At 35.3% G+C, this 18,286-nt stretch carries 15 protein-coding genes; 13 read left to right on the top strand and 2 right to left on the bottom strand.

The window, feature by feature from the left end; all coding sequences use genetic code 11:
- Positions 1-135: 135 nt before the first annotated feature.
- The 4 genes from proS to ACXR6G_RS12470 all read left to right on the top strand — a co-directional run bounded on the left by proS (position 136) and on the right by ACXR6G_RS12470 (position 4,417).
- Positions 136-1,611: a proline--tRNA ligase gene (proS, locus tag ACXR6G_RS12455; RefSeq protein ID WP_458361761.1), complete on the top strand. Its 1,476-nt coding sequence runs from the start codon at positions 136-138 to the stop codon at positions 1,609-1,611.
- Positions 1,612-1,766: 155 nt separating this feature from the next.
- Positions 1,767-2,450 (top strand): hypothetical protein, encoded by a 684-nt coding sequence (locus ACXR6G_RS12460; RefSeq protein WP_458361762.1) that lies wholly within the window; start codon positions 1,767-1,769, stop codon positions 2,448-2,450.
- 39 nt (positions 2,451-2,489) lie between these two features.
- Positions 2,490-3,716 (top strand): peptidase T, encoded by a 1,227-nt coding sequence (pepT, locus tag ACXR6G_RS12465; protein ID WP_458361763.1) that lies wholly within the window; start codon positions 2,490-2,492, stop codon positions 3,714-3,716.
- A gap of 71 nt (positions 3,717-3,787) precedes the next feature.
- Positions 3,788-4,417, top strand: a complete 630-nt coding sequence (locus tag ACXR6G_RS12470; RefSeq protein ID WP_458361764.1) for a hypothetical protein — start codon at positions 3,788-3,790, stop codon at positions 4,415-4,417.
- Positions 4,418-4,425: 8 nt separating this feature from the next.
- On the opposite strand, the gene ACXR6G_RS12475 is transcribed toward ACXR6G_RS12470, so the two are convergent.
- On the bottom strand, positions 4,426-4,743 hold the full coding sequence (locus ACXR6G_RS12475; RefSeq protein ID WP_458361765.1) for a winged helix-turn-helix transcriptional regulator: 318 nt from the start codon (positions 4,741-4,743) through the stop codon (positions 4,426-4,428).
- A 149-nt stretch (positions 4,744-4,892) separates the two neighbouring features.
- On the opposite strand from ACXR6G_RS12475, the gene ACXR6G_RS12480 reads away from it, so the two are divergent.
- From ACXR6G_RS12480 to ACXR6G_RS12505, 6 genes are all read left to right on the top strand, one after another.
- Positions 4,893-5,891, top strand: coding sequence for a YhdH/YhfP family quinone oxidoreductase (locus tag ACXR6G_RS12480; protein WP_458361766.1), 999 nt, complete (start codon positions 4,893-4,895; stop codon positions 5,889-5,891).
- A 49-nt stretch (positions 5,892-5,940) separates the two neighbouring features.
- Entirely contained in the window at positions 5,941-8,412 is a 2,472-nt protein-coding gene (locus tag ACXR6G_RS12485; RefSeq protein ID WP_458361767.1) for an ATP-binding protein, read from the top strand.
- A 147-nt stretch (positions 8,413-8,559) separates the two neighbouring features.
- Positions 8,560-9,873 carry an anthranilate synthase component I family protein gene (locus ACXR6G_RS12490; protein ID WP_458361768.1) on the top strand — a complete coding sequence of 438 codons (1,314 nt, stop codon included), beginning with the start codon at positions 8,560-8,562 and terminating at the stop codon, positions 9,871-9,873.
- A gap of 51 nt (positions 9,874-9,924) precedes the next feature.
- Positions 9,925-11,247, top strand: a complete 1,323-nt coding sequence (gene tilS / locus ACXR6G_RS12495) for a tRNA lysidine(34) synthetase TilS (protein ID WP_458361769.1) — start codon at positions 9,925-9,927, stop codon at positions 11,245-11,247.
- Between the two features lie 236 nt (positions 11,248-11,483).
- Positions 11,484-11,801 carry an IS200/IS605 family transposase gene (locus ACXR6G_RS12500; RefSeq protein WP_458361770.1) on the top strand — a complete coding sequence of 106 codons (318 nt, stop codon included), beginning with the start codon at positions 11,484-11,486 and terminating at the stop codon, positions 11,799-11,801.
- Between the two features lie 15 nt (positions 11,802-11,816).
- Positions 11,817-12,899, top strand: coding sequence for an alpha/beta hydrolase family protein (locus tag ACXR6G_RS12505; protein ID WP_458361771.1), 1,083 nt, complete (start codon positions 11,817-11,819; stop codon positions 12,897-12,899).
- A 68-nt stretch (positions 12,900-12,967) separates the two neighbouring features.
- On the opposite strand, the gene ACXR6G_RS12510 is transcribed toward ACXR6G_RS12505, so the two are convergent.
- Positions 12,968-15,178 carry a DPP IV N-terminal domain-containing protein gene (locus tag ACXR6G_RS12510; RefSeq protein WP_458361772.1) on the bottom strand — a complete coding sequence of 737 codons (2,211 nt, stop codon included), beginning with the start codon at positions 15,176-15,178 and terminating at the stop codon, positions 12,968-12,970.
- A 339-nt stretch (positions 15,179-15,517) separates the two neighbouring features.
- On the opposite strand from ACXR6G_RS12510, the gene thrS reads away from it, so the two are divergent.
- From thrS to rpmI, 3 genes are read left to right on the top strand one after another with little or no spacing between them, the layout of a single operon-like run.
- Positions 15,518-17,470, top strand: coding sequence for a threonine--tRNA ligase (gene thrS / locus ACXR6G_RS12515; RefSeq protein WP_458361773.1), 1,953 nt, complete (start codon positions 15,518-15,520; stop codon positions 17,468-17,470).
- A 22-nt stretch (positions 17,471-17,492) separates the two neighbouring features.
- The gene (infC, locus tag ACXR6G_RS12520; protein ID WP_458361866.1) at positions 17,493-18,050 is read left to right on the top strand and encodes a translation initiation factor IF-3; all 558 of its coding nucleotides are present in this window, start codon (positions 17,493-17,495) and stop codon (positions 18,048-18,050) included.
- 37 nt (positions 18,051-18,087) lie between these two features.
- Positions 18,088-18,276, top strand: coding sequence for a 50S ribosomal protein L35 (gene rpmI / locus ACXR6G_RS12525; protein ID WP_458361867.1), 189 nt, complete (start codon positions 18,088-18,090; stop codon positions 18,274-18,276).
- Positions 18,277-18,286: the final 10 nt, after the last annotated feature.

Here is an 18,286-nt window from a genome sequence, read left to right on the forward strand (position 1 = left end):
CTAATAATATTTTATACTTTTGTAGCCTAATTTGAAAGCCTTAAGTTTAGTTTCTGATAATTGTTAATTAAAAACAAAATTTAAGAACTTTTAAGTATTATTTAGATAGCAAATACTATACCAAAACAATATAAAATGGCAAAAGTTTTAACCAGTAGAAGCGAAAATTATTCGCAATGGTATAACGACTTAGTAATTAAGGCAGATCTTGCAGAGAATTCTGCAGTTAGAGGTTGTATGGTGATTAAACCATATGGCTACGCTATTTGGGAAAAAATGCAAGCCGTACTTGATGGCAAGTTTAAAGAAACTGGACACGAAAATGCTTATTTTCCTCTTTTAATTCCCAAGTCATTTCTAAGTAAGGAAGCTGACCACGTAGAAGGATTCGCAAAAGAATGTGCAGTTGTAACTCATTATCGTTTAATGAACGACCCTAATGGGAAAGGTGTTATTGTTGACCCTGATGCACGTTTAGAAGAGGAATTAATTATTCGTCCAACTTCTGAGACTATTATTTGGAATACCTATAAAAACTGGATACAATCATACCGTGACTTGCCTATTTTAATTAATCAATGGGCGAATGTTATGCGTTGGGAAATGCGTACACGTTTATTCCTTCGTACTGCTGAATTCCTTTGGCAAGAAGGGCATACTGCTCATGCTACAGAAAAAGAAGCTTTGGTTGAAACTGAGCAAATGATTAATGTTTATAGTGACTTTACTGAAGGTTGGATGGCTGTTCCTGTATTAAAAGGAAGAAAGACAGCGTCAGAACGTTTTGCAGGTGCAAAAGATACTTATTGTATTGAAGCTTTAATGCAAGATGGTAAGGCTCTTCAGGCTGGAACATCTCATTTCTTAGGTCAGAATTTTGCTAAGGCATTCGATGTTAAATTTACAAATAAAGAAGGTAAAGAAGATTATGTTTGGGCAACATCTTGGGGTGTGTCAACTCGTTTGATGGGCGCTTTAGTTATGGCTCACTCTGATGATCATGGCTTAGTTTTACCTCCAAAATTGGCTCCAATTCAGGTTGTGATTGTACCTATTTACCGTAAGGATGAAGAGTTGGCAAAGCTTGCAGAGGTAATTGATCCTATTGTAGCTAAGCTAAAGTCTAAAGGTATCTCCGTTAAGTTTGACGATAATGATAACCGTAAACCAGGATGGAAGTTTGCTCAATATGAATTGAAAGGCGTACCTGTACGTTTAGCTATGGGAGCCCGCGATCTTGAGAATGGAACGGTTGAGTTGGCTCGTCGTGATATTCTAACTAAAGAGACCGTTGCAGTTGATGGTGTTGAAGACATGATCGAAAACCTTCTTGAGGAAATTCAGAATAGCATCTTTCAAAAAGCACTTGATTTCAGAGCAGAGAAAACAACTAAGGTTGATACTTACGAAGAATTCAAGGAGTTGTTGGAAACTAAAACAGGGTTCTTTTTAGCTCACTGGGATGGTACAGATGAGACTGAAGAGAAAATTAAAAATGAAACAAAAGCAACAATTCGTTGTATTCCTTTCGATAATGATCAGGAAGAAGGCGTTTGTATGGTTACAGGAAAACCATCAAAAGAACGTGTCGTTTTTGCTAAGTCATATTAAGGTCTAGATTTATTTAGATTTTAAAATTTCGCTATTTAACGAAATTTAAACTTATAAATAACCGTCCCCGATTTTTCGGAGGCGGTTTTTTTTTACCTTTATCAGATGAATCAAAAGAATGATTCCTTTTCCAAGATTAATAAAACCCCTATAGCATGAATATACTCAATACAAAATCAGCCATATTACAGACCATACGCGAAAAATCTATTTTAAAACAATTGGTTTATAAGAATACTGCTGAAGTTTTCTCAGATTTGAAACTGGTCTTAGGCAATTTGGTTGATGAATATAATGCTGAACTTGAAGGTGAGTCTGATGCTGTAAAGTTGGAGTTTGAGGATAGGGGAGAATCAGAGGTTCAAATTCGAGTGGCATCAGATATTCTTGTTTTTAGTATGTATTCAAATGTTTTTCAGTTTGATAGAGATCATGCTGTTTGGGATAAGGACTATGTGAAGCATAATCCAAATAATGCCTATTCTGGCGTTATCAATATTTATAATTTCTTGTATGATTCTTTTAAATATAAGCGCTCAGAAGATTTAGGTTATCTAGTTGCTCGTATTTTTATCAATCAGGAAAAGCATTATTTAGTAGAAGGTAAGCGCCAAATGAGTTTACTTGAAAATGATTTGTCTCAGTCGATTAGTGATGCAGATAGTTTGAGAAAAATTGTGGAAACAGCCATTAACTATTCATTGAATTTTGATTTACTGGTTCCTCCTTACGATGATGTTAAGATATTGGCATTGGCCGATATTGATGAAAAAATTCAGAATGCAAAAATTAAGACAGGTAAACGCTTAGGTTTCCAGTTTAAGTCTGATGATGTTTAAATAATTCGCTTATAATTAATAATAAGATACCTATATATAATGACTGCAGTTGTAGATAAATTTATAAAATACGTTCAGTTTGATACTGAATCTGATACTCAAACAGGATTGACACCTAGTACTCCAGGGCAAATGGTTTTGGCTCAGGAATTGGTTAAAGAGCTAGAGGAGATGGGTATGAGTCAAGTTTCTCTTGATGAGAATGGTTATGTGATGGCAGTATTGCCTTCTAATATTGATAATACTGTTCCTACAGTTGGCTTTGTGTCTCATATGGATACCAGTCCTGATTTTACAGGAAAGCATGTCAAACCTCAGTTTGTTGAAAATTACAATGGAGGAGATATCGTTCTTAATAAAGAGCAGAATATCATTATGAAGGTGGCAGATTTTCCAGATTTGAAAATGTATCAAGGCCAAACTTTGATTACAACTGATGGAACAACTCTACTAGGAGCTGATGATAAAGCTGGTGTTGCTGAGATCATGACTGCAGTAGAGTATTTGTTGAATCATCCTGAGATAAAACATGGTCCTGTTCATATTGGTTTTACGCCTGATGAAGAAATTGGACAAGGTGCTGATTTTTTTAATGTAGAGAAGTTTGGTGCTGATTTTGCTTATACTCTTGATGGTGGTGAAATAGGTGAGTTGCAGTTCGAGAACTTCAATGCAGCTTATGCCGAAGTTTCTTTTAAAGGACGAAATGTTCATCCGGGAATGGCAAAGGATAAGTTGATTAATTCGATGCATATTATGCAGGAATTCGCAGCCTTGTTACCGAAGGATGAAGTACCAGAAAGAACTGAAAATTACGAAGGCTTCTATCATTTATTAGGAATGGAAGGCAGCGTTGAGAATTCTAAGTTACAGTACATTATTCGTGACTTTGATATGGAGGCTTATAATACTCGAAAAGACAAGTTCGAGACATTTTGTTCTGATCTTCGTGCTAAGTATGGCGAAGAGAGTGTGAGTCTTCAAATGAAGGATCAGTATTTTAATATGCGCGAAAAGGTTGAGCCTGTAAAGTATATTGTTGACATTGCTGAACAAGCTATGAAAGATGTTGGTGTTACCCCTATGATTGTGCCAATTCGTGGTGGAACTGATGGGAGCCGATTATCATATATGGGCTTACCTTGTCCAAATATATTTGCTGGTGGGCACAATTTCCATGGGCGCTTCGAATATGTTCCTGTTGATTCAATGCAGAAAGCAGTTGATGTTATTCTTAAGGTAGTTGATTTGATTGCTAAGGGATAAATTTTAATATAAAGACATTAAAGAACGGCAGATAAATATCTGTCGTTTTTTATTATAACTAAGAGGAAAGAATGTCAGAAAATAATATCAATAGTTCCGCTGAATTGTATCAAGAAATTGAAAACCTATACTTTAAGGAGTATTTTCGCTTGATTCTGAAATTTGAGTCTGTTTTTAGTGAGATTGATTCATATGGTTTTGACGATAAGAAAATTAAATGCTTGTATGAAATATTTGCAAGGACTTATCTAGAGCTCGACAAGCTTGATAAAGCAATACAAGTAATTGACCAGAGGATTCATTTTTTGAGTGATAAAGATATGAGCAATGCTGAGCATGCCGAAGATTTACTCATTTTCACCTTACTGAAAATCGAAGTGTATCAAAAAGAAGAATCTCTTAAAGATGAATATAAATCGATATTAGCTTACGAGAAAATAGGCGGGAATGATAATCAGATATTGAATATGAAGATAGCAGTTGAAGAGGCCCTGTTTATGCGATATGTGAAGGTGAATAAGTATATGTTTTATGTGATTTTATTTGCCGTTCTATTGGTGAACTTAGATTTTATTCCATCGAACCCTAGCTATATACCTACGCTTACAACGATAGCTGTTGTTTGGTATTTCCTAAATTATGTGATGAATTGCCGAGTGAAGCGATTATATCTTAAACTAATGCGTTTTATTTATTCATAAACTCCAATTTATTCTTCCATCTTTTTTTCAAACAGTCTTCCGCCTCTAAACATCGATTTTAGGATAGGCTGAATTTCATCGCCCAATTCTGTCAGACTGTATTCCACTTTTGGCGGGATTACTGGATAAGCTTTCCTGCTGATCAAGCCAGCTTCTTCCAATTCCTTCAAATTTTTGCTGAGCATACGGTCGCTGATATCAGGCAAGAGCTTTACCAGTTCTTTATAGCGTTTGGTGCCTTGCTTGAGGTGCAATATAATGGTAGCTTTTCGTTTTCCTTTAACGAAATTGATGAATGTATCAACGGGGCAGTTGCCTTTTTCCAAAATTTAATATAATTAGTGACCTGTAAATCAATGTTTCCGAAAAGAATGTTAGTGACAAACCTAAATGTAAGCTCTTGATTGATAGTTAAACTCCTCGTAACTTTGCACAAGATAAGGATAATCTAGTACAAATAGAATTGAGATTAATTATGGAATCGACACAGACTTTTAAGGCCTTGCGTGTAAACGAAGCCGATGGAAAATATATCAGAAGAATTGAAGAACGTCAATTAAGTGATTTGCCAGAGGGTGATGTACTTGTTCGTGTAAAATATTCATCACTGAATTTTAAGGATGCACTTTCTTGTATTGGAAATAAGGGAGTAACACGCAATTATCCTCACACGCCTGGTATTGATGCTTCAGGAGTAGTTGAAGCATCTTCAGATTTAAGATTCAAAGCTGGAGATGAGGTTATCGTAACATCTTATGATCTGGGAATGAATGCAGATGGAGGATTTAGCGAATACATTCGTGTTCCTGCTGATTGGGTGGTGCGTAAGCCTGAGTGTATCAGCTTGAAACAGGCCATGATTTTTGGAACTGCAGGTTTTACAGCAGGATTATCAGTTGAGCGTTTATTGGCTGCTGGTCAAACCCCAGAAATGGGACCTGTTGTTGTAACTGGAGCTCTTGGTGGTGTAGGTGCTGTTGCTGTGTGTATTCTAAATAAGTTAGGTTTCGAAGTGATTGCAGCAACATCCGATTTGAATGATGGTGAGGAAGTTCTTAAGAAGTTGGGTGCCACTAGCAGAATTGACAAGACTGAAACAGATGATCAGTCTGGACGACCAATGCTACGACCAAAGTGGGCAGGTGCTATCGATGTGGTAGGCGGTAATGTACTTTCAACTCTTTTGAAGGCTTGTCAACCTATGGGAAATGTGACTTGTTGTGGTAATATTGGATCAGGTGATTTGGAAGGAACGGTTTACCCATTTATTCTGAAGGGTATTAGCTTGATTGGTATCGATTCTCAAAATTGTCCGATGGCCTTGCGTCAGAAAGTTTGGGATAAGTTAGCAAAAGAATGGCATTGCGAAGCTCTTGACGAAGTTGTTATTGAAACTAGTTTAAATGAACTAGATATTTATATTGATAAGATGATTGATAAAAAAAGTCGCGGTCGTGTGATCGTTAAACTTTAATGATTTCAATTTAAAATATTACAAAAGGCAGCCTAAAAGCTGCCTTTTTTTGATCATAAATATTTGTTATATTTACTGGTATCTTAAAATAAGCTGCCTAATGAGAAAGATTTTTTTAACGATATTCTGTGTTCTTACGGTATTTCTGAATGTACAAGGACAAAGAGTAGTTAGAGTTGGTGCATTTAATTATTACCCTGCAATATTTAAAGATACTGATGGTGAGATAAAGGGGTTTTATGTTGATGCACTCGGCGAAATAGAGAAGAATGAGAATATAAAATTTGAATATGTTTTTGGCTCTTGGGATGACGGACTTAGAAAAATAAAAAATGAAGAAATTGATATGATGGTTAGCGTCGCTTTTACGGAAGAGCGAGCTAAATATATGGATTATTGTTCCACACCATTACTTACAGTTTGGGGTGAAGTATATGTTCGTGATACTTCAAAAATAGATGGTATTCAAGATTTAAAAGGCAAACGAATAGCCATCATGAAAAATGATATTAATGGCTGGCACTTAAAAGAATTAACACGAAAACTTTCGGTTAATTGCAGATATATCGAAGCAAATGATTCTGATGAAGTATTTAAACAAGTTGCCTCGTCAAAAGTAGATGTTGGAGTTGTAAATAATACATACGGATCTCCTAAATCTAGAGAATATGGCTTGCGTTCAAGTGGTATTGTGTTTAATCCATTCGATATTTATTTTACCGTTAAGAAAAATAAGAATGCTTATTTGATTGATATTCTCGATAGTTATTTAAATGAATGGAAGTATAAAAGTAATTCAGTTTATAATGTAGCAAGGCAAAAATGGTCACATGAAAAAATCGGTACTATTCGCGTTTTACCCTATTGGTTTAAAAATACAATCTCTCTTATAAGTATTGTGTTAATTTCACTGATTGTTTTCATTGTTTTTTTTCGTTTTAAAGTTAGACTTGCAACAAGTGAATTGAAAAAAAGTGAAGAAAAGTTGAGTCGTGCATTAATTGCAGCACCATTCCCCATTATGATATATGCTGAAGACGGAGAAGTGATATCAATAAATGAAACATGGACTGGATTGACTGGATACTCTATTGAGGATGTTCCTACTATTTCAGCTTGGAGAACAAGAGCATTTAGACAAGAACATCGAGTCGAAAAAAAACATATTGGAGAATCTTCTTTTATTAATAGCACAATAAAAGAGGGAGAGTATAAGATTTTCACTTCTTGGGGAGAGAAAATTATTTGGGATTTTAGCTCAGCTCCTCTAGGACGTTTTGAGGACGGAAGAAAGCTCATTGTTTCGATGGCGAAAGATATTACTGAACGTAAATTACATGAGGTAGAATTAATCAAAGCTAAAGAAAAGGCTGAAAAAAGCGATGCCTTAAAATCAGCCTTCCTGGCTAATATGAGCCACGAGATTCGTACCCCTATGAATGGTATACTCGGGTTTGCCGATCTTTTAAAAGAGCCTGAATTAAATAGTGAAAAGCAACAGAAATATATTCGAATAATTGAAGATAGTGGTGTGCGAATGCTAAATATTATCAATGATATTATTGATATTTCTAAAATAGAAGCAGGCTTAATGGAAATCAGTATCAAGGAGTCAAACATTAACCAGCAAATTGAATACATCTATACTTTTTTTAAACCTGAGGTTGAAGCTAAGGGAATGCTGTTAACTTTTAATAATTCCTTGCCATTAGATAAAGCGATCATTTTAACTGATCGTGAAAAGTTATTTGCAATTCTGACTAATCTGGTGAAAAATGCTATAAAATATAGCCATGAAGGTTCAATTGATTTCGGGTATATTAACAAAGGAAAATTCATTGAATTTTATGTGAAAGATACAGGCATTGGAATTGAAAGGGATAGACTTGATGCAATTTTTAAACGTTTTGTACAGGCTGATATTTTTGATAAAGAAGCCCGCCAAGGTGCAGGTTTGGGTTTGACTATTTCCAAAGCTTATGTGGAAATTCTTGGAGGTAAATTGTGGGTTGAAAGTGAGATGGGAAAAGGTTCAACTTTTCATTTTACAATTCCTTATAAAACAGAAATTCATGAAGCGGAAAGGGTTTCAAATGGGATGCTTAATAAGAAATTAGAGGGTGAAGTCAAAAACTTAAAAATATTAGTTGTCGAAGATCATGAAGAGTCGGCTTTGCTATTAAATATATTGTTGAAAAAAATGAGCCGAGAAGTTTTATATGCTAAAAATGGATATGAAGCGATTGATATTTGCCACAATAATACTGACATTGATTTGATACTTATGGATATTAAAATGCCCGAGATGGATGGTTATGAAACGACTCGAAGATTACGACATTTTAATAAGGATGTTGTTATCATTTCACAGACTGCTTTTGGTCTTGCAGGCGACGAAGAAAAAGTAATTAAAGCAGGTTGTGATGCATACCTTTCAAAGCCAATTAGAAAAAAAGAATTGGTGTCATTGATACATCGTTTTTTTGGAAATAAACGGGAGTTGAGTTCACAAGTAAACTAAAGTTAATAAGGTCTGTTATTGCCATAAATCTTCGATAACTTATAGGATTGAATTACTCTCTAGGCTTCTTCACATATTTTGTTGTAACAATCTTTCTATTTTAATACGGACATGTAATTCTTAGTATCTTTTATATAAATTTGCGCCATGCGTAAAATCTTAAGTTTTCATATATCAGATACAGCTAAATTTAAGCAGCAATTGTTGCTATGGAGCAAGCAGTATAAAAGACTTGCTATTCTCGATAGTCATGAGGTGAATCAAAAAGTGAATTCTAAAAAGGAATACAATTCATATGAGTTGCTTGCGGGTATAGATGCTTTAAATGAGATTCAGCCCAAAGAGAACTGTTTTGAAATTTTGCGCCAAACTTACGATACCAACCAAGATTGGTGGTTTGGTTTTATGACTTACGATCTGAAGAACGAATTGGAAGATTTGTCATCAGAAAATATTGATAGTGTGAAAATGCCAGCTCTTCATTTTTTTCAGCCTCGATGGGTTTTGGCTTTGAAGGAAGATCAATTAGAAATACAATATTTCGAAGAAGAGAATAGTAAAGAAGAGGTGTTTAGACTTTTTGATCGGATCTTATCTACCAAAATAGATCAAGTTAAGGCTACATTTGTTCCGAATATTCAACACCGCATTAGCAAAGAAGAATATCTTGAGGCTGTAAATGCTTTGAAAAATCATATTCGTTTAGGAGATATTTATGAAGTCAACTTTTGTCAGGAGTTTTATGCAGAGAATACTCGAATTGATCCTTTAGATACTTACAGAAGTTTGCGAGAGGTTTCTCCAACTCCTTATTCATGTTACTATTCGTTAGGTGATAAATTTTTACTTTCTGCATCGCCAGAGCGCTATATCAAAAAACAAGGTTCAAAAATTATATCTCAACCCATAAAAGGGACTGCTAAAAGAGGTCAAACCCTAGAGGAGGATATTCAGATTAAAGATCTTTTATATTCGGATCCAAAAGAGAGAGCTGAGAATATCATGATTGTGGATTTGGTTCGTAACGATTTGTCGAGAACAGCAGCTAAAGGATCGGTAAAAGTAGAAGAGCTTTGTGGCATTTATACTTTCCCTCAAGTACACCAAATGATATCTACAGTAGTTTCTGAATTGAGAGAAGATACTCACTTTGTGGATTGTATCAAGCATTCTTTCCCAATGGGGTCGATGACAGGAGCTCCTAAAGTGCGCGCCATGAAATTGATTGAGAAATACGAGGTGACTAAGCGTGGCTTATTTTCTGCTGCAGTTGGGTATATCACTCCCGATGCCGATTTCGATTTCAACGTTGTAATTAGAAGCATACAATATAATGCTAAAGATGATTATCTTTCATTCATGGTTGGTGGTGCCATTACCATGCAATCTGATCCCGAAAAGGAATATGAGGAATGTCTGTTGAAAGCTAAGGCGATTAAGCAGGTGTTAGGAAGTAAATAATATATAAACCTTTGATTTTCTCAAATCTATAACTAACAATTGAAAACTGAAATGCTACGAAAACTGATCCGCCATATTGAAAAAGAAGAGCTCTTCGGTAGAAATGAAAAACTACTGGTTGCTGTTAGTGGAGGACTCGATTCAATAGTCTTACTTCATTTTTTATATAAGATGGAAATGGATTGCGTAGTGGCTCATTGTAATTTCCGTTTAAGAGGAGAGGATTCCGATGGTGATGAAGTTTTTGTAGGGAAGTTGGCTGAAAAATATGGTTTCTCTTTTTGTACGACAGCGTTTGATACGACTACGTATTCTAAAGAAAAGGCGATTTCTATTGAGATGGCTGCACGTGATTTACGATACGAATGGTTCGAAAGTATACGTCAGGCAAATCATTGCCAGTATATACTTACAGGTCATCATGCTGATGATGTGATTGAAACAGTTTTAATCAACCTGGCTCGTGGAACTGGTATTCATGGCTTAACAGGAATTAAAGCAAAAAAAGGCTGTCTGATTCGTCCCTTACTGCCTTTTTCAAGGGAAGAGTTAAAAGCTTATGCCGAAGAAAATGCTTTGAATTATCGTGAGGATTATACCAATGCTCAAATTGATTTTGTGAGGAATAAAATTCGTCATCAAATTATTCCTGTACTGCAGGAAATTAACCCTAGCATTCAAAAAACCATGAATGAAAATGTGGCTAGGTTTTCTGATGTAGAGTTGATTTATAATAACGAGATTAGTAATAAGAAATTGACCTTCATCAATCAGAAAGATGATAAATTATTGATTTCAGTTTCTGATCTCAAGAACTTACCAGCTAATAATTCTCACCTCTTTGAACTATTGAAACCTTACGGTTTCCATTCTCGAGATGTGGCTAATATAATTGAATCCTTGGATGCCATTTCAGGGAAACTGTTTTACTCTGAAAAGTATCAGCTTCTGCGTGACCGGGAGTATTTGGTTCTGACTGAAAGAGAAGAAAAAGAGTCTGGTGAATATGAGCTTTCTGAGAATGGACATCTTGAAATCAATGAAAAGAGTTTTCATTGTGATATTTTTGAACGAACTGCTGATTTTAAGTTTTCAACCAACCCGAAAATAGCTTGTTTCGATGCTGATAAATTAAACTTCCCTCTTAAGCTACGTAAATGGCAGGAGGGCGATGTCTTTCATCCTATTGGAATGAAAGGACGTAAGAAAATATCCGATTATTTTATCGACAATAAATTCTCCTTAACCGATAAGGAAAATGCTTGGCTTTTGGTATCAGGTGATGATATCGTTTGGCTGGTTGGTCACCGAATGGATGATAGATTCAAAATTACTAAGCAGACACAATCAATTTACCAGATTGAAATAATATAAGAAAAATTGTTGATGTAAGATATTACGGTGCTCTGCACCTAATTCTAAAATCTAATTTGGTTCTACAAATATCAGGGTACTCTGTACCCAACGATTTATAGATTTGGTTGGTGCAGAGCACCAACATCTTTGTAGCCTGGACATGTAATAGAAACCAATAGGTGCAGAGCACCGTAATATAAAATTGGATTAGATGAATAATATTGATAAATTCATAATTGCTAATTCGTTTAATTATGGGAGACACCTATTCAAAAGCTTATTTTCATCTCGTATTTGCAGTTAGGAATCGCAAAGCCTTAATTCATCATTTTTGGAAACAAGATTTAGAAAAATATATAACGGGTATTGTTCAAAATAGCGGACATAAATTAATTGCTATTGGAACAATGCCTGATCACATTCATATCCTAGTTGGGTTCAATCTAAGCCAAAGTATTCCTGATCTAGTCGGAAAAATAAAAACATCAAGTAATCACTGGATTGAGTCCAGAAAATTTATTCAATATAAATTCCATTGTTTTTGTAAATTGGGGATGCAATTTAATTGCTAACCTAAAACTCAAACAATGAACAAAAGAATTTTCTTAAGTCTACTGATTATACTCATTTCAGTAGTAGGTCTTATTGCTCAAAGTCAGGAACCCATTCGGGAGGAACTGAAAGACCTAAAAAAATACAATACGAATTTGGAGCATAGAATGGATCGCCTACAAAAAATGTTAGATGATCTGATTTGGTTCGAGAGAGTAGGAGATGTTGCTCATATCGATAAGCTATATATTTACGGTCCGCCAAAATGGAAAGAAAAGAATCCAACTGCAAAAGGAGCTGGTAATCCTGTGAAGTTTTGGACATATACATTTATTCCTAAAAATATCAATCCTGATAAGAAATACCCCTTAATTGTTTTACCACATGGTGGTGTCCATGGCGATTTCACAACTTATTACACACATATTATACGCGAGCTAATTGCTCAGGAATATATTGTAGTTGCTGCTGAATATCGTGGAAGTACAGGATATGGTAAGGGACACTATGAGAAGATTGATTATGGAGGACTGGAAGTTGAAGATGTGTATGCCAGTCGCAATTATATGATAGAAAACTACGATTTTGTTGATAAAGACAGAGTGGGTATTATGGGTTGGAGTCATGGTGGTATGATAACTCTTTTCAATTTATTTGATCATCCTAATGATTTTAAAGTGGGATTCGCAGGTGTGCCAGTTAGTGACCTCGTTGCTCGCATGGGGTATATGACTCAAGAATATCGAGATCTATATTCCGCAGAATACCATATTGGCAAAACGGCTAATGATGATTTGGCAGAATACCGACGACGTTCGCCGGCATGGAATACCCATAAGTTTCAAAATACCCCTCTACTGATTCATACCAATACAAATGATGATGATGTGAATGTAATTGAAGTGGAGCATTTAATTAAATCATTAAAAGCTGATGGGAAAACCTTCGAGTATGAGATCTTTCAAGATGTGCCAGGTGGGCATTCTTTCGATAGAATGGATACGAAAAAAGCCAAGGAGATTCGTGTGAAAATCTATAAATTCATTGGGAAAGAGCTTAATCCCAATAAGCCTATAACTAATTTGAAGCAATTGCACAGAGCTGGTTATCGATTTTAGATAGAATATTATTAAACTGAAAAAGAGCTTACTCCATTGGAATAAGCTCTTTTTTATGCTCTAAAATTCTATAAATTATTTTTCAAGAATTTATTGAATCTATTATATAGATGTAAACGAGTCACACCTCCATAAATACTGTGATTACGGTTGGTGTAAATCTGCATTTCAAATTGCTTGTTAGATTGTACCAAGCGCTCTGCAAATTCATATACGTTTTGTACATGTACATTATCATCTGCTGTACCATGGCATAATAATAAGTTACCTTTCAATTTGTCTGTATGATTGATAGGTGAATTATCATCGTATCCTGATGGGTTTTCAGCAGGTGTTCTCATGAAACGCTCTGTGTAAACACTGTCGTAATAGCGCCAGTTAGTTACTGGAGCAACTGCGATAGCAGATTTAAATACATCGCTAGCTTTCTCTAAACAAAGTGATGACATAAAACCACCATAGCTCCATCCCCAAATTGCAATTCTGTCTCCATCGATAAAATCTTTTTTAGCTAAAGATTTTGCTGCTGAAATTTGATCATCAGACTCTAAGCGACCTAATTGCATATAAGTACACTTTCGGAATAATTCGCCTCTGGCACCAGTTCCTCTAGGATCAACACATACAACGATATAACCTTCTTGAGCTAAATAGTTGTACCAATCAATTCCCCATTTGTTTAATACTTGTTGTGAATTTGGACCACTATACTGAGTCATTAATACAGGGTATTTCTTTGCTGGATCAAAATCGAAAGGTTTGATGATCCATGCATTCAATTGAGTCAACTCATCAGCAGCTGGTAATTGAATAAATTCTTTAGAAGTATATTGATACTCTTTAAGCTTTTCAACCAATTCCTTATTGTCTTCAAGAACACGAATCAGTTTTGCTTTAGCGTTGTAAAGGCTAACTGTTCTTGGTTGTGAAACACTAGAAAAGTTATTGATGAAATATTTAAAACCTTTAGAGAAAGATGCATTATTGGTTCCCTTAGCAGGTGTTAAATTTTTCTTCGAGCTACCGTTTAGTTTGATAGAATAAATGTTGCGATCCATTGGCGAAACTTCTGCCGATTGGTAATAACAAATCTTCTTTTTCTGATCGTAACCAATAAATTCGGTAAGATCCCAATCTCCTTTTGTGATTTGCTGAACTTGCTCACCATTCATATCGTAAAGATATAAGTGAAGGAAAGCATCTTTTTCACTAGAGAAAATGAAATGTTCGTTACCAGCAAGGAAAGTCAAATCGTCTAAGGTGTTGCTGTCTATATAGTACTTGTTTTCTTCCGTAAGTAGAATAGATGTTTTACCCGTCTTTGAGTTTGCTAGTAAGATGTCTAGCTTGTTCTGGTGACGGTTTAGGCGACAAATACTAAGAATTTTAGCATCAGCTGTCCATTTAATACGAGGGATATACTGATCTGTTTCAGCACCAACATCCATCTTTTTAGTTAATCTGTCGTTCACATCATAAACGTAAACCTCAACAATTGAATTCTTTTCACCAGCTTTTGGGTATTTGTAAGCGTAGTTTTCAGGGTATAAAGCATTGCCTTTAACCTGAGGATACATGCCTTCAAATTTATTCATATTAAACACAGGAACTTCGCTTTCATCGAATTTCATATAAGCTAAGGCCTTGCTGTCCGGAGACCATTCGAATGCTTTATTGAATTCAAATTCTTCTTCGTAAACCCAGTCAGGAGTTCCATTCTGAATTTTATTGAATTCACCGTCTTTAGTCACTTTACTTTCTGATCCGAAAGCAATATTGTGGATGAAAATGTTATTGTCACGAACAAAGGCAATACGTCTTCCATCAGGAGAGAATGTCGCTAAACGTTGCTTCCCATTTTTAGAAAGAGGCTTAAGTTCTTTATTCTTAAAGCTGAAAATAAAATAGTTTGCTGTGAATGAACGTCTGTAAATGCGTTCGCGGTCAGTCATTAATAAAATTCGACTTTCATCAGCATTAAAATCGTAATCGAAAATGCTTGTTAGTTCTTCTGATTTTAATTTGTTTAGATCAAGAAGTGTATCTACAGCTTTACCCGTAGCATAAGCATACTTCACAATTTTAGTTCCATTTTCTTCGAGAGTAGAGTAGTGAACGCCATCATTCATGGAACGAAGACCGTGAACTGATTTCTGCCCGAAAGTGTAATTGAGCATGATATCCTCCATGGTGATTTTTTTCACGCCTTGCTGAGCAAGTAGTGAAATAGAAAGGCATAAGAATAGGCCTAAGGCAAGCAATTGCTTGAAATTTTTCATACTTTATGAATTGAATTTTTGTTTAAGATTGTCCAAAAGTCGATTAGTCATTTAAAAATGAACTGTCAATTTATATATTGCCCCAAAGGTTTCAATTTTTTGAAAAATAGAAAAGGATTTATGTCATTAAAGTACAGTTTTTATCACTTCATGAATTGGAGACGATAAATAAGACTATTTTATCTAGAATATTATATCTTTGTGGATTGAATTTAGGGATGGCTTGTTTTCATGGAAAATAAGCCAATTTAGTCAAATGACTTTTCTGAAATTCGAGTTTCTATTATAAGTATATCATGCCGGTTTGTAGCGGTGTGAATAAAAATTTAAAAAGATAGGATGATTAAAATTACATTTCCTGACGGAACAGTAAAAGAATTTGAAGCTGGCATCTCAGGTATTGAGATCGCAAAAAACATTTCAAGTCGATTGGCAAAAGAGGTTTTGTCGATTACCGTGAACGAACAGTTGTATGATCTGACACGTGCGATTAACGAAGATGCAAGCATTAAGCTTCATACGTGGAACGATGAAGAAGGAAAGCATGCTTTTTGGCATTCATCAGCTCACTTAATGGCTGAAGCACTAGAAGCATTGTATCCAGGAGTTAAGTTTGGTATTGGCCCAGCAATCGAAATGGGTTTTTACTATGATGTTGACTTAGGAGAAGATCTTATGCTAACTGATAAAGATCTGCCAAAAATTGAGCAGAAAATGTTGGAATTAGCTCGTACAAAAAATGAGTACACACGTAAGGACGTAACGAAAACTGAAGCTCTTGAGTTTTTCAACTCAAAAGATGAGGGATATAAGGTAGAGTTGATTAATGATTTAGATGATGGTACCATTAGCTTTTATCAGCAAGGTAGCTTTACAGATCTTTGTCGTGGACCACACTTACCAAACACGTCATATATTAAAGCAATTAAATTAAATTCTATTGCTGGAGCATATTGGAGAGGCGATGAAACTAGAAAACAGTTGACTCGTGTCTATGGTATTACTTTTCCAAAGAAAAAGTTCTTGGATGAGTATGTTGTGATGATGGAAGAGGCTAAGAAGCGTGACCATCGTAAGTTGGGTAAAGAAATGGAGCTTTTCACTTTCTCTCAAAATGTGGGACAGGGAATGCCATTGTGGTTACCAAAGGGAGCTCAGTTAAGAGAGAGTCTTGAAAATTTCTTGAAACGCGTACAAAAGCAATTCGGATACGAGCAGGTTATCACCCCACATATTGGTAATATCAACTTATATAAGACTTCTGGTCATTACGATAAATACGGTGAAGATTCATTTCAATCTATTAAAACACCACAAGAGGGTGAAGAGTATTTGTTGAAACCAATGAATTGTCCTCATCATTGTGAGATTTATAAATTTAAACCACGTTCGTATAAAGATCTTCCTGTTCGTTATGCTGAATTTGGAACTGTTTATCGTTATGAGCAAAGTGGAGAACTTCACGGTTTAACTCGTGTAAGAAGTTTCACTCAAGATGATGCTCACCTTTTCTGTACACCAGATCAGTTGAAAGATGAATTCAAAAAAGTGATAGATATTATCTTTATCATCTTTAAAGCGCTTAACTTTACAGAATATACAGCTCAGATTTCTTTACGCGATAAAGAAAAGAGTGCAAAATATATTGGTAGCGACGAAAATTGGGATAAAGCTGAACAAGCAATTATTGAGGCTTCTGCAGAAAAAGGTTTAAATACAGTTGTGGAATATGGAGAGGCAGCTTTCTATGGTCCTAAACTTGACTTTATGATTAAGGATGCAATTGGACGTAAATGGCAATTGGGTACTATTCAGGTCGATTATAACTTGCCTGAGCGTTTCGATTTGGAATATGTAGGTAGCGATAATAAGAAACATCGTCCTATTATGATTCACCGTGCACCTTTTGGTTCAATGGAGCGTTTTATTGCTGTTTTGATCGAACATACTGGAGGTAAGTTCCCATTGTGGTTAACACCTGAGCAAACGGTGATTATGCCTATCAGCGAAAAATACAATGATTATGCGAAAAAAGTTTTAAATTCGTTAAATAATTCCGATATTCGCGCCGTGTTAGATGACCGAAATGAGAAGATTGGTCGTAAAATACGTGATAATGAATTGAAAAAAATCCCTTATCTTCTAATTGTAGGTGAGAAAGAAGCGTCTGAAAATACGATTTCTGTTCGTCGACAAGGAGAAGGTGATATGGGAACGATGCAAATTAAGGAATTTGCTGAATTAATAAATAATGAGGTAGAAGGTCAAATGTCCTCTATCGCAAATTACTAACTAACTATAGGAGGAACTAGCCATAGCTGGATTTCAACACAGAAACAGAAGAGGTGCTTTTAAACCTCGTGAGGCTCAACACAAGATAAATCAGTTGATTAGAGCCCGTAGTGTTCGTATCGTCGGTGACGACGTAGAACCAGGTGTATTTTCTATTGCCGAAGCTTTAAAATTGGCTCAGGATAAGGAATTAGATTTGGTGGAAATCTCACCTAACGCCGATCCACCCGTTTGTAAAATAATCGATTACAATAAGTTTCTTTATCAGCAGAAAAAGAAACAAAAAGAGATTAAAGCTAAAGCCGTAAAAGTTGTTGTTAAGGAGATTCGTTTCGGTCCAAACACCGACGAACATGATTACAACTTTAAACTGAAGCACGCATCCAAATTTCTTGGAGAAGGTGCTAAAGTAAAAGCTTTTGTATTCTTCAAAGGGCGATCAATTCTTTTCAAAGATAAAGGAGAGATTTTATTGTTAAAATTTGCTCAAGATCTTGAAGAACTTGGGAAAGTTGAACAGTTGCCTAGACTTGAAGGTAAGCGTATGACGATGTTTATCGCGCCTAAAAAGAAAAAGTAATTTAGTATATAATCAATAAGTTTGTACAATGCCTAAGATGAAAACAAACTGCAGCGCAAAGAAAAGATTTACTTTGACTGCATCTGGAAAGATTAAAAGAAAGCACGCCTTTAAAAGTCATATCTTGACTAAGAAGAGCAAAAAGAGAAAGAGAAATCTTACTTATTTTGGTGCTGTAAGTAAGTCTGACCAAAAGAACGTTAAGTTAATGCTTAACATGTTGTAAAAAATCATTT

This window comes from Ancylomarina sp. YFZ004 (assembly GCF_054254355.1).